Below are 12,639 nucleotides of genomic sequence, written 5' to 3'. Positions count from 1 at the left end.
GCGCAGTCGCCGGACTCGGATTACGTTGGCCGGCTATTCCGAAGAGTGCGGGACGTTCTGGAGACGGAGCTGACCGTGAGCCATCAGCCGGGCCGATTCGTCCTGGATGCGGATCTCCCAAAGCTGTTGCGTACGACCACGGTGTACCGGCAGGGCGGTCGCCGTGAGGTTGGCACCGCGGGTGACGGGGCGAAGGAAGTCGGTCTGGTTGGCCAGCCCGACGACCTTTCCCTGTTCGCCGTACCAGAGTCCGGCACCGATGCTTCCGGCGGTTTCCACCACGGCACAGTAGACGCCCCCGTGGACGTTCCCGTAGGTCTGTAGGTGGCGGTCATCGATGGTCCAGCTGATGTCGACGCGGTCGGGGTCGGCGTGGTCGAGTTGGAGTCCGAAGGCCTGGTTGGGACCGATCGACATGAAGGTGGCCAGCATTTCGTCCTGTGCGGCTGATGGTGAGTACTGAGTGCTCATGAGGTGAGTCCTTCGATCTCTTGGGGGGTGAGCCAGCAGGCGTGGACACCGAACGGCACGCGTTGGGGTAGGTGGAGGCGGGCGAGCTCGGTCATCGTGCGTGCGTCGATGACGATCAGTTCGGCGCTGTGATCGTCCATGAGCAGGTCGACCAGGTATCCATCGTCTTCGCCGGAAGCGTTGGGCTTGGGAATGAAAAGGGCCTCGCCGCCGTACATTTCGCCGTAGTCGAGGTAACCGGTCTCAACTTCGTCGATGAGGTCGTATTTCAACACGCCCCTACCCATGTAGCCGTCGCCATGCTCGTCGAGCAGATAGCAGTAGCGGCTTGGTTTGCCGACGTAGTCCAGATTGAGACTCGGCCGCTCGTAGCCGTGGTCGATGAGCAGGGTCTGTGACGAGATCTCGTTCGTGTCGAGGTTCAGCACCCAGGACCACACCTGGGCCGGGGGCTCCTCAGGGGTGTGGATGGGGACATCGGCAGGATAGGAAGGGAAAGCAGGTGAATAGAGCACGATCTCCGCTGCGCCATCTTCACCGCAACGCTCCCAGGCGTTGATGACGTGCCAGACGGTGGCGGGACGGTCGGTTTCGAACCACTGCACCACGGTGCTCTCGTCGAACTGGCGCGGTAGCACCCCCCAGCGCATGCGGTAGTCATCGTCGAACCGGAAAACGCTACCGTTCGGTTGCGTCAACCCTTCCGGATTCAGTCGGACCGAGATGTCCGGAAAGATCAGGTAGTTCTCCGTCAGGAAGAAGTCGTGTAGCCAGCCCATGCGGTCGGCTGACGCGCCATGAACGGCGGATTGGCGGACGAGCCGACCTTGGCTTATCAACCCGGCGATGATCTCGCCTGACGGTTGAATGCTCAGGTTGTAGACGTCACCCGTCGCTGGCTGGATGCGGGGATGGGCCGAGAACGGCCCTTCCCATTCGCCCTGCCAGGTTTCGATGCGGCCGGTGCCATCGATCGTGAGCCGTCCGTCGCTGATATCGGTGTTGAGGACGAAGGCGTGACCGGTTTCCTGCAGGCAGTAGAGCTTGCCGTGGTGATGGCGTATCGATGTTGATCCTGGGGTGAGCTCGAACGTCGTCAAGTCGGGCAATAGCCCATTTTTCACCCGCTCGGCCACCAAGGCGTTCTTTTCGATTGCGGCCGAGCCGCCGCCGGCGATGTCGGAGAACTCCGGGTACACCTCGCGGCCGGCCTGATGCTCGACCTCGAAGCGGGGCGTGCGGACGTAGGCGTTCGAGTAGGTGGCCGTTCCATCGCGAACCTGAATCTGATGCAGCATCCCCGCACCCGCGAACGCGTGCAGCCGAATATGAGTCGGATCGAATTGGATATTCGTCCCGTTGCGAAGGTAGACACCTTCGAGATCAGTTGGCAGGTCGCCGGTTACCGTGATCGGAGCGTGGCTGAGTTCTGCCCGGACCGGTCGGTAGCCCGCGACGTTGTAGACACTGGATCGGTTGTACTCGGCGACATTCAGCGCAGCTTCGATGGCATCGTCGCGGGCATCGAACAGGCTCTGGCCCCGCGCAGGGGCAGGAACAACTTCAGCGGTGTCCATGTGGTTGCACTCCCTATCTGTTCGGTGTGGCGGTGCGTGGAGGACCAGGTGCATCGGAGAAGCGCGCGAACAATGTGGCGAAGGTCGTTACGTCCCGGGGCTCCCATGAGGTGAGTTCCGCTTTGATCGCAGCTCGTTGGGCGGCGCGGGTGCGGCGCAGTCGTCGATTTCCGTCGCTGGTCAGCTCCAGACGCTGATGGCGGGGATGGGACGGGTCGGCACTGCGCGTGAGCAGACCATCGTTTTCGAGTTCGGCCAGTTGCCTACTCACGGTGGACTTGTCGAGACCGTAGGCACCCGCGAGATCCACAGCATGCGCACACTCGGCCTGCGCAATGAACTCCAAGAGCGTGTAGCCGACAAAACTGAGACCGTCATAGACATCCCAGCCCTGGTTTCTGATGTTGCGAGCGAATGTGATTACGGCTTGGTGGATCTGGTCGATGTCGGAGTCGAGTGCCACAACGTCAATCTAGAGTTGCATGATGCAACTGTCAAGGTTGCATCATGCAACTCACCGGACGGCAGGCTTGTCGGAGGAGAGTTCCTCGCCCGCCCCTCACAGAGCGGTCCGCAATGCTCGCACGGCCCGCACCGCGTCGGTGTCGGCGATGATCGCAAAGCTGCGTTCCATCAGAACCTGAAGCAGCTCTTGACCTCTGGGATTGAGTGTCTCCCAGGAGATCATGGCGAGCAGCGGCAGGGCGATCTGCGCCACGACGGCGATCTGGAACTGTTGCCACGCCCGGTCGAACGGGTAGTCGACGCCCAACCCGGCGAGAGTGTCGACGTATCGGGCGACCAACTCACGCTCGCGCCCGTCCCGCTCCTCGGGGGTGAGCCCCTGGCCGACGAGATAGGCCACGTCCCACATACCGCAGCCGCGGCCGGCGAACTGATAGTCGACGGTGACGTGCGGGCCCGTGTCACTGAAGAAGAGGTTGTCGGCCCGCAGATCGCCGTTGACCAGCGTGGCCGGCTCGGTGAGCGCGCCGAGCAGATCGGGTGCCAGGGTGGCGTACTCCTGAATCAGCTCGGCCAATCCCACTGGAGCACCGGCCCGTCCATGCTCGACGTAGATCGGCCAGCCGGCGGCGGCGCCAACGCCGAACAGGCCCGCCATGCGAGCGTCGTCGATCTGTAGGAAGGCCGGATTCTTGGTGGCTGCGGGTTTCATGCTCCAGCCCCAGGCATGGAAATACGCGAGCTCGTCCAGTACCGCCTGGGCGCGGTCGATGCTCAACCCCGCGAGGTGGTCGGCATTCTCCAGTCCCGCAAGGTCTTCCATGACGATGACGAAGTCGGTGCTGTCGTTCTCGATTGCGGCGAAGTAGTTGCGCGGCGCGCTGATCGGGGCCACGGGTGCCACCTCGCTGTAGAAGGCGACCTCACGGTCATAGAGGTGAATCGACTTGGCCAGTTCGAGATAGGCGGGGTAGTCGGTCGGCCATTTGATGATGACCGTGGCCGGGCCGGCACCGTCGACGTCCAGATGGGCTCGGTACAGGAAGGATGCGAAGCCGACTCCTTCGGCGATTCGCTCCACGCGAACGTCTCGGATGCGCGATCCGGGCGCGATGGCCTGCGCCGTGACGAGGACGTCGGTCAGCCACTCGGCGGTGAGTTCGCCCGCCGAACGGGGGAAACGCGAAATTATTGAAGTCATGTTAGAAAAGTAGTTGTTAACTTGCGCACAAGCAAGTATGAATGTGGTCATGGTTACACACCGCTTGAAGATCGTGGGCAGCCGCGCACTCGTCACCGGCGCCAGCCGGGGAATCGGTGCCGATCTGGCGCGCGGACTGCGACGCTCCGGCGCCACCCTGGCCCTGGTCGCCCGCCCCTCCGAGGAACTGTTCGCGTTGGCCGAAGAACTCGGCGCGAGGGCCTACCCCACCGACCTCACCGATCACGAGGCCGTTCGGGGCCTGCTCGATCGCGTCGAGGCCGATGGTCCCATCGACATCCTGGTCAACAACGCCGGCGACGAGAAAATCGGCCGCTTCGACGAGATGACCGCCGAAACACTGGATTTCATTCTGGATCTGAACGTCCGGGCGGTGGTCGAACTACAGCGCCAGGCTGTCCCGCGCATGGTCGCCCGGGGGCGCGGCCACGTGGTCAACGTGTCGTCCATCGGCGGCCTGATCTGCCCACCCAATCTGGCCGTCTACGCGGCCACCAAGGCGTTCATCACCCATCTCACGGCCAATCTGGCCGCCGAGTTCCATGACAGCCCGGTCGGTTTCACCAAGGTCGAGATCGGTGAGGTGGCCGACACCGGCCTGATGGAGAAGGGGCGCACCGACGCGGTCTTCACCGCGCTGGTGCAGCGGATGTACCGGCTGCACCTGAGCAGATTGATCACGCCGGCAGAGATCACCAGTGCCACGCTGGCAGCCATCGAGAACGGGCGCCTGTCCGTACGACTGCCCCGGCGCATCGGTCTCAGCTCGCACCTCGTCGACGCCCCGCGTGCGCTGACCAGTCTGCTGGCGCGCGATCTTCGTCGTAAGCAGCCCTCGATGGCCGACCGGTGAGCGACCGGGCGGCGAGTCCGCGGACGGTCGTCGAACGCTACAACTACGAGCTCTGGAACGACCAGAACTACGCGGTGGCCGAACAGATCATCGGTGCGGAGATCATCCGCAACACGCCGGGCAGTCAGACCGTACTGACGCACGAGCAGGCGGTGACACGCGTCCGGGACCTGTGGGCCACGGTGCAGAACGTGCACTTCACGCTGTTGCAGATCGTCGCCGACGCCGAACTCTGCTCGATCGTGTACCAGGCGGACATCGTCAACCACGACGGCACGCCCGACGTCATCGCGGCCATCGAGGTCTTCCGGGTGGCCGAGGGTCGAATCGTCGAAGTCTGGAACCCCTGCACCTATGACCATGATCGGTGGCCTGAAACCGCCCCGGAGAGGAACGCATGAGCACGTCCATCACACCGGAACTGGGCTTCTATACCCTTGGCGGACAACCCGAATCGCCGCGGGTGCTGATCGACGAGGTTCGGCAGGCCGAAGCCATGGGCCTTGGGCACGTGTTCATCTCCGAACGCTTCAACACCAAAGAAGCGTGCACACTGTCCGGCGCGGCCGCCGCGGCCTCTGAGCACATCGGCATCGCCACCGGCGCGACCAACCACAACACCCGCCACCCCATGGTCACCGCGGCATACGCGCTCACGATGCACGGGATGAGCAACGGCCGCTTCACCTTGGGTATCGGACGCGGAGTACCACCGCTTCAGGATGCCTTCGGCATGCCCCGCATCACGACCGCGCAGATGGAGGACTTCGTCGGCGTCATGCGCAGGCTCTTCCGCGGGGAAACCGTCGTCGGCCACGACGGCCCGATGGGGCGCTACCCCCTCCTGCGACTGGGCCAGGACTACGACGTCGACATCCCGATGGGCATGGTGGCCTTCGCACCGAACTCACTGGAGTTGGCCGGCCGGGTGATGGACCAGGTCATCCTGCACACCTTCTTCACCGACGAGACCCTGGCTCGATGCGTCCAGACGGTGAAGTCCAGCGCCGAACGCGCCGGCCGCAATCCGGACGACGTCAAGGTGTGGTCGTGTCTGGCCACCATCGGTGACCACATCCCCGAGGAGATGCGGCTGCGAAAGCTCGTCGGGCGGCTGGCCACCTATCTACAGGGCTACGGCGACCTGATGGTTCGCACGAACCGCTGGGATCCCGCAGTCCTGCAACGCTTCCGCGACGACGCGGTGGTCAAGAGCTTCTACGAGGGTGGGCTACAGGCGATCGACAGTCCGACCACGCCCATCGACAAACTCGAACACATCGCGACCCTTCTCCCCCCGGACTGGACGGCACCGGCAGCCACGGGTAGTGCGCCATCCTGTGTCGCCACCATCCGGGAACAACTGGCCCTCGGCGCCGATGGCGTGATACTTCACGGCGCCACCCCTGCCGAGTTGGAGCCGATCCTGGCGGCCTACTAGGTAGCCACCCGTCGACGCCGGGGACTCAAGGCTGTTGTCCGTAGACGTGCTGATATCGGTCGAAGAGCCGGTCGATCGCAGTGTCGGGAAGGGGAACCGGTTCACCGAACTGACGCGCGATATGCACGGTCCTGGCCACATCCTCGAGCATCACCGCGGCTTTGACGGCGTCCTGCGCGTTGGTCCCGACGGTGAACGGTCCGTGGTTGCGCATCAACACTGCCCGGCTGCGGTGTCCGGTGAGGGTCTCGACGATGCCGCGTCCGATGGAATCGTCGCCGATCACCGCGAACGGGCCGACCGGGATCGGACCACCGAACTCGTCGGCCATCGCGGTGATGACGCACGGGATGGGCTCACCACGTGCGGCCCAGGCGACGGCATAGGTCGAATGGGTGTGCACGATCCCGCCCACCTCGGGCATATGCCGGTAGACATAGGCGTGTGCCGCGGTATCGCTCGACGGGGAGCGGTGCGATCCCACCGAACCGGGAACGACCCGGCCATCCAGCGTGCACACGACCATATCCTCGGGACCGAGGTGGTCATAGGACACCCCGCTCGGCTTGATGACCATCAGGTCGGCGCCCGGTACTCGGCTCGACACATTGCCTGCGGTCCACACCACCAGACCGTTGCGCACCAAATCCTGGTGCAGGAGCGCCAGTTCATGGCGAGCCTCGGCGATGGCCGTTTCGGTGCTCATGCCGGCACCCCTGCCGCGCCGGCCCCCACGGTGCCGAACCGGTACTCGGTCCGGCTGCGGTACACCTCACCCGGGTGCAGTTCCACCGACGGGAACTCCGGGCGATTGGGGGAATCGGCGAAGTGCTCCGGTTCCAGGGCGATGGCATCGCCCTGACGGTAGATACGACCGCCCGCTCCGACGACGCTGGCATCCAGGAAGTTGCCGGTGTAGACGTCGAGTCCGGGTTCGGTGGTCCACACCTCGAGCGCCCGCCCCGACTCGGGTTCGACGAGGTGCGCCGCCCTGGCGAATCGGCTGCCGTCCAACGGTTTACGGAGGACGAAGTTGTGGTCGTAGCCACGTCCCAGACGCAACTGCTCATGCCCGGTCCGGATCCGTTCGGAGATCCGTCGGGGTGCGCGAAAGTCGAAGGGGGTACCGTCGACCTGCTCGAACTGCCCGGTCGGAACCAACTCGGCCGTGACGGGCAGGTAGGCGTCGGCATCCACCGTCAACAGGTGCTCCCCCGCGCTTCCCGAACCCTCACCGGCGAGGTTGAAGTAACTGTGCCCGGTCATGTTCACGATGGTGGGCGCATCGGTGGTCGCTTCGAACCCGAGCCGCAGCACATTGGCGTCACGCAGCAATTCGTAGCGCGCCGTGATCGTGACGTTGCCGGGGAAGCCGTTGTCGCCGTCGCAGCTGGTGATGGTCAATTCGAGGCCGCACGCGTGCGGGGTGTCCACGGCTTCCATCGTCCACACACGCTTGTCCACACTGGCGCTGCCGCCGTGCATGGTGCCGAAGGGATCGTTACGGTCCAGCTGGTACGTCACCCCGCCCAGGGTGAAGCTGCCATCGAGAATCCGGTTGGCGCAACGCCCCACGATGGCGCCCAGATAGTACTCATCGGCTTCGTAGGAGCTCAGTTCGTCGTAGCCCAGCACGACATTCGCCGTGTCCCCGTCGTTGCCCGGAACTTCGAGGCGCTGGATGATCCCCCCGAAGGACAGGATCACGACCCGCATCCCGGTCTCGTTCTCCAGGATTCCCCGATGGACCTGGGTGCCGTCCGCGGTGACCCCGAACTCCTGTATCGCGCTGCTGGACCTCATGTGGCTGTCACCTGGTCGGTGCCGGCCGGCGCCGGCTGTTCGAAGATCACGCAGTTCTGCCTGTCGATGTCGGTGTTGATGGTGTCCGGACTCGTCACACTCAGCGCCGACAACGCGGTCGCCCGCGCGTTGGCGGGGATCAGGCCCTGCCCGGCCACCGTGCCGAGGATCAATCCCGCGAGATGCGCGTCACCGGCCCCGGCGGTGTTCTTCGCCGCGACGGTGCGAGGCGCCTGGTGGTGTAGCACCGTACCGTCCCATACCCAGCTGCCCGACCGGCCCGCCGTGATGCAGAAGCTCAACCCCGGATACCTGCCGACCAGCAGACCGACTGCCTGGTCCACCACCGTGCTCGTATTCTCTTTCAGTACAGCGAATTTCACCCCGACGAGCGCGGCCGCTTCGTCGATGTTGATGGAGAGCACATCCACCAAGCCCAGCACGCCGTCGGTGTACGCCTGGCGGATCTCGCCGGAGAGGAACGAGGCGAAGCGGCCGAAGCCGTGCCGGGTCGCCAACTCCAGCAACGCGATGCGCGCAGCCATGGGTACCTCGGGTGCGGCAAGCACGATCCCGTGGTCGGCGTGCTCCACGAACAACGCCGTGGTGGCGTCGATGTCCGCCGGCCCGACGACCGAACTGGCGGTATCGGTGAGGGTCAGGTTGCCGCCGTCGCCGTTGGGATAGCTGAAGCAGACAGAGCTCAGTGTCGGTCGTGTGTGATCCGTGGCGACGTATGAAACGTCCATTCCTTCGGCGGCAAGTTCTGTCAGCACGGTCCTGCCGGCGGCATCATCGCCCACACTGCCCACCGGAACGACCCGCAGCCGCCGGTCCGCAAGCCGGGCGACGTAATGCAGGATGATGTGCAGCTTGCAGCGGTCCTGTGTGTCGACTAATCGGGCAGCCCTGCTCTCTTCGCGTCCGAGCGTGTGGTCGCCCTCCAGCACCAAGGCCGTGCCGACTCCCAGTCCGCCGGTGCCGATCACGATGTCGCATCGGCGTCGGTGGATACCGGTCACAGTGCGGTCACCCAGCCTGGATTCAGCGAGATCGGGTGCTGTGCCGTCTCTTTGGTTGCCGTGAGCATCGCATCGGGGTGGCCCTGCAGCAGGGTGACGGGATACTCGGCGGTGGGGTCACCGAACAGCGCCACCCGCAGCGCGGTCTGCTTCCAGGCACCGGTATCGCTGAACAGACGCACCCGGCGGGCCGCCAGAATCTCGCGCATGCCCAGTGTCACCGACATCGGCGGGACGAATTGGTAAGCGCCGCCCAGGGTTCGCTGCGAGAGCGCGATGATCGTGTCGACATTGTTGTCCTGGATTCGCGCTGTCGAATTCCGCAGGTCGTCCACCGAGATCTCACTGAACGGGTTGCGCCGCGCCTGGTTGTAGGCCACGTGACCGTCCTGTCCCCAACCGCCGTAGGCGAGGTCGGCGGGATTCTCGATCAGTTCGGCCGACATGGCGGCACAAGTGTCCGGTGTCAGCCAGTGACGCTGCTCCACTGCCGGCAGCAGGGCAGCGTCGATCGCACCGTAGAACTCGCGCTCCATGGTTCCGCGGAAGCTGTACGGATGATCGCGCGAGATCTCCAGACCCTGCCAATCCAGACATTCGTCCATGTGGAACACCTCGAGATTGCGCAGACTCACCTTGTCGGCGTTGACGATCCGTGCGAACGGCTCCATCCACGCCATCGGTCCGCACGGCAGGATCATCCGAAAATTGCGTCCTTCGTGCTGCGCCTGCACGACCGCGTCGACGAACTCCCGGGCCATGACGCGGCCCATCTCGGTCCTGTCCTCGACCATCCGGAACGGGATCCGGCGGGCGGGATGGGTCGTCAGCTCGTCCGCGGGAATCGCGCACCATTCCAGCAGCGCGCGCTTGGACAGAGTTTGCATGAAAGTACTCCTTTGTCATGGGGACGGTCGTCGGGTCGAGACCGTCAGGGCATGGGATTGAGTGCATCGAAGGCGCGTTCGGTCGCCTTGTAGAGCGCACCGGTGACGCCGCCATCGCCGCCGAACGCGGCCAACCGCACGTCGGGCATGATCGGCACGAGTTGATCGAGTTCGTCGCGCAGTGCGTCCAAGAGCATCTCGCCACCCTTGGACAGACCACCGGCGATCAGCACGCATTCGGGGTTGATGACGCACACCGCGGCTGCGATGCCCGCCGCGATTCGATGAGTCATGCAGCGGAACACCGCAAGTGAGGCCTGGTCACCTTCGCGGATGCCCCGGAACACGACCTCGGCGTCGACCTCATCCGGGTTGCCACCCGCGAGCTCCCGCAGTCGAGAACCGCCTGGCTCGGTGGCAGCGGCCCGCCCATGTCGGGCCCAGGCCCGTCCGCCGGCGGCCCACTCCCATGCGCCGATGCCGCTTCCGGCGGGCGGGTCATCACCGAAGCTCAGCGGTAGGTAGCCGAGTTCTCCGGCGGCACCGACGGCTCCCGTGACCGGGCTGCCATTGGCGATGATGCCACCGCCGATGCCGATGCCGAGCTGCACGTAGAGGACCGTTCCGATACCCTCCGCCGCCCCGGCCACGGCCTCGGCGAGCACCGACAGGTCGGTTTGGCGTTCGACGAACACCCGCTCCGGTTCGACGTCGAGGCACTCGGCGAAGGCAGCACGCAAATCCGTGCCGTCCCAGTCGAGTATCTGTGGGGCGAGGCTGACCACGTGCGTGCGCGGGTCGACGACCCCAGGGGTGCTGACCACGATGGTGTGGAACTCCGAACTGTCCTCAGGACCACTCTGGCGAACCGACGTCACCGCCTCCCCGACCAGACCGAGAAGGTAGTCCTTGTCGGGCTTCTCCCGGCGAGTGCGAACCTCCTTGGCGGCCAGAACGTCGCCGTCCAGGGTGGCGGTTCGGGCGCTGACCTTGTCGGCGCCCACATCGATACCGAGTACGCATCCGTGCGTGGTCGATATTCTCAGACTCAGTGCGGGACGGCCTTGTTGGCGCTTGGACGGCTCCGACTGATACTCCTCGAGCAGCCCTTCAGCGATGAGGTCGTCACAGATTTCCTTGATGGAGGTCTTCGACAGCTTGATGATGGCACCGAGCTGTGCTCGGGTGACACCTCGCCGGCTGTGCACCACGTCCAGGACCAGCCGGCGATTGCGCGCCCGGGCCCGTTGCGGACTGTCGAAGACCACCATGGAAGTCAGCCTTTCTCGTCGGTGATGTCAATGGGTGAGAGGTCCGGGGCGGCGAGCACCGACGCCGGCTCGCCGCGGAAGTTCGCCAGGAGCGCGGCGGCGGCCGCACATCCGATGACGACGATCGCGGCGATGTTACCGAGGTTGCCCGGATACTCCGGCCACGGGATGAACTGGAAGTACAGCGGCGCCAACAGAATTGCGATTGCGAGCCCGGGGAACACCACATGGAGCACGATATTCGTCCCGCGTTCGGCGCGGTCGGTGAGGTGGTATTTGATGCAGGCGAGGCAGGTCATGATGTAGATGATGATGGCGAACACGGTGATGAGCGCTCCGAGCACCGAGAACGTGGTGACCGGCCCCAGGATGAGTCCCAGGCCGAGAGCGACGATGATCGACACTCCCGTCTGGAAGTAGATGGCGAAGGTCGGAGTCGCGTGGGTGGGATGGGTACTGCCGAAGCGGGCCGGTAGCCGACCCATCCGTCCGAAGGCGAAGACGATTCGGGACGCGGCGATCGTGCCGGCGTTGATGTTTCCGAGGAAGCTGTTGAACAGGGCGAGCAGGACGAGTACCCAGGCGGGGCCCCAGAACTTGTGCGCCAGGTCGATCCACGGACTGTCCGCGGTCGCGAAGTTGGCCATATCGTCGAAGCCCCATCCGATCACCGACGCATAGGAACACAGCACGTAGAAGGCGCCGCATGCCACTGCCGAGTACATGATGGTCCGCGGGATCGTGCGGCGCGGGTCCTTGACCTCTTCGGCCAGTGGCGCGGCGGTTTCGAAGCCCTGAAACGCGAGGATCGAGAAGACGACGGCCTTGAAGATGCCCGTCCACCCCGGCTCGAGCGCGTTCGCGGGATTGAAGACGGCCAGGGTGTTGTGGTGGCCGCCGGCGACGATCATCCACACCGCCAGGACGAGGAAGGTGCCGATCTCCGCCGCGCCCATCACCACACCGGTGGCCGTGGACTGCTGGACGCCGCGAATGTTGAGCAGACAGACCAACAGAGCCGCGGGTATCACGAACACCCACCAGGGGATGTCGACTCCGGCCGCCGCGTTGATGGTGCCGGAGAGGAACTGGCCGAAGAACACGAGAACGATTGGCGCGATGAGTAATTCGAGCGGCGCGTACAGCCATCCGACGAAGGCTCCCGCCCTCTTGCCGAGGCATTGTTCGACGTAGTCGGCGAGGCCGCCGGCCGAGCTGAACACCCGGGCCAATGACCCGATTGCCACGCCCACCAGGAGAATGACGATCAGTGCGAGAAGAACCGCCAGCGGCGTCGCGGGGCCGGCGAACGCCACTGCCACCAAGAGCGAGGACGCGACCCCGGCGGCAGGCCCCATATGCGTCAGAGCCTGGAAGACTCCCGGCACCAAACCGATCGAGTTGCTGTTCAGAGATTGCGCCGGAGGCGCCGGTTGTGCCATTCATGTCTCCCTAATTAGATCGGACAGTGTCCGTATTAATGGAAGAAAGCTAACGCCTACCGCCCGACCTCGCAAGACCTGGGAGTTAAGAACTTGTTACCGCACCATCGAGGGCGCGTCGAGCAGGGCCTCGCATCGAGAAAGCACACCGAATACGGCGCCGCCGCTGCGCCGGACCTGACTCC

The 12,639-nt window shown here is 64.8% G+C and carries 13 protein-coding genes; 3 read left to right on the top strand and 10 right to left on the bottom strand.

Annotation, left to right across the window (positions count from 1 at the left end):
• Positions 1-33: 33 nt before the first annotated feature.
• The 4 genes from H7J86_RS19415 to H7J86_RS19400 form a co-directional block, all read right to left on the bottom strand.
• Complete coding sequence (locus H7J86_RS19415) at positions 34-471, bottom strand: PaaI family thioesterase (protein WP_267292696.1); 438 nt, start codon at positions 469-471, stop codon at positions 34-36.
• Positions 468-2,048 (bottom strand): carotenoid oxygenase family protein, encoded by a 1,581-nt coding sequence (locus H7J86_RS19410; RefSeq protein ID WP_267292694.1) that lies wholly within the window; start codon positions 2,046-2,048, stop codon positions 468-470. The genes H7J86_RS19415 and H7J86_RS19410 overlap by 4 nt, the downstream gene beginning before the upstream one ends.
• 13 nt (positions 2,049-2,061) lie before the next feature.
• Positions 2,062-2,511, bottom strand: a complete 450-nt coding sequence (locus tag H7J86_RS19405; protein ID WP_267292692.1) for a MarR family winged helix-turn-helix transcriptional regulator — start codon at positions 2,509-2,511, stop codon at positions 2,062-2,064.
• Positions 2,512-2,607: 96 nt separating this feature from the next.
• Positions 2,608-3,714 carry a phosphotransferase gene (locus tag H7J86_RS19400; protein WP_267292690.1) on the bottom strand — a complete coding sequence of 369 codons (1,107 nt, stop codon included), beginning with the start codon at positions 3,712-3,714 and terminating at the stop codon, positions 2,608-2,610.
• A 49-nt stretch (positions 3,715-3,763) separates the two neighbouring features.
• On the opposite strand from H7J86_RS19400, the gene H7J86_RS19395 reads away from it, so the two are divergent.
• From H7J86_RS19395 to H7J86_RS19385, 3 genes are read left to right on the top strand one after another with little or no spacing between them, the layout of a single operon-like run.
• On the top strand, positions 3,764-4,588 hold the full coding sequence (locus tag H7J86_RS19395) for an SDR family NAD(P)-dependent oxidoreductase (protein ID WP_267292688.1): 825 nt from the start codon (positions 3,764-3,766) through the stop codon (positions 4,586-4,588).
• Positions 4,585-4,989, top strand: coding sequence for a nuclear transport factor 2 family protein (locus H7J86_RS19390; protein ID WP_187096917.1), 405 nt, complete (start codon positions 4,585-4,587; stop codon positions 4,987-4,989). The genes H7J86_RS19395 and H7J86_RS19390 overlap by 4 nt, the downstream gene beginning before the upstream one ends.
• Positions 4,986-6,029 (top strand): TIGR03857 family LLM class F420-dependent oxidoreductase, encoded by a 1,044-nt coding sequence (locus H7J86_RS19385; RefSeq protein WP_187096918.1) that lies wholly within the window; start codon positions 4,986-4,988, stop codon positions 6,027-6,029. Before H7J86_RS19390 ends, H7J86_RS19385 begins: the two co-directional genes overlap by 4 nt.
• Positions 6,030-6,054: 25 nt before the next feature.
• Here H7J86_RS19385 and H7J86_RS19380 read toward each other — a convergent pair whose 3' ends face one another.
• The 6 genes from H7J86_RS19380 to H7J86_RS19355 are packed head-to-tail and all read right to left on the bottom strand — an operon-like array spanning position 6,055 to position 12,454.
• Positions 6,055-6,735: an L-ribulose-5-phosphate 4-epimerase gene (locus H7J86_RS19380; protein ID WP_090354734.1), complete on the bottom strand. Its 681-nt coding sequence runs from the start codon at positions 6,733-6,735 to the stop codon at positions 6,055-6,057.
• Positions 6,732-7,832: an aldose epimerase family protein gene (locus H7J86_RS19375; protein ID WP_267292686.1), complete on the bottom strand. Its 1,101-nt coding sequence runs from the start codon at positions 7,830-7,832 to the stop codon at positions 6,732-6,734. The genes H7J86_RS19380 and H7J86_RS19375 overlap by 4 nt, the downstream gene beginning before the upstream one ends.
• A complete protein-coding gene (locus H7J86_RS19370) occupies positions 7,829-8,854 on the bottom strand; it encodes a carbohydrate kinase family protein (RefSeq protein ID WP_187096921.1) in 1,026 nt (341 codons plus the stop codon). Before H7J86_RS19370 ends, H7J86_RS19375 begins: the two co-directional genes overlap by 4 nt.
• A complete protein-coding gene (locus H7J86_RS19365) occupies positions 8,851-9,741 on the bottom strand; it encodes a 6-phosphogluconolactonase (RefSeq protein WP_187096922.1) in 891 nt (296 codons plus the stop codon). The genes H7J86_RS19370 and H7J86_RS19365 overlap by 4 nt, the downstream gene beginning before the upstream one ends.
• Positions 9,742-9,785: 44 nt before the next feature.
• Positions 9,786-11,012 carry an ROK family transcriptional regulator gene (locus H7J86_RS19360; protein ID WP_267292684.1) on the bottom strand — a complete coding sequence of 409 codons (1,227 nt, stop codon included), beginning with the start codon at positions 11,010-11,012 and terminating at the stop codon, positions 9,786-9,788.
• Positions 11,013-11,017: 5 nt separating this feature from the next.
• Positions 11,018-12,454 carry an APC family permease gene (locus H7J86_RS19355; RefSeq protein ID WP_267292682.1) on the bottom strand — a complete coding sequence of 479 codons (1,437 nt, stop codon included), beginning with the start codon at positions 12,452-12,454 and terminating at the stop codon, positions 11,018-11,020.
• Between the last annotated feature and the right edge of the window lie 185 nt (positions 12,455-12,639).

Source organism: Mycobacterium hackensackense, assembly GCF_025822555.1.
GTDB lineage: Bacteria > Actinomycetota > Actinomycetes > Mycobacteriales > Mycobacteriaceae > Mycobacterium > Mycobacterium fluoranthenivorans.
This window is presented reverse-complemented; position numbering and strand designations above follow the sequence as displayed.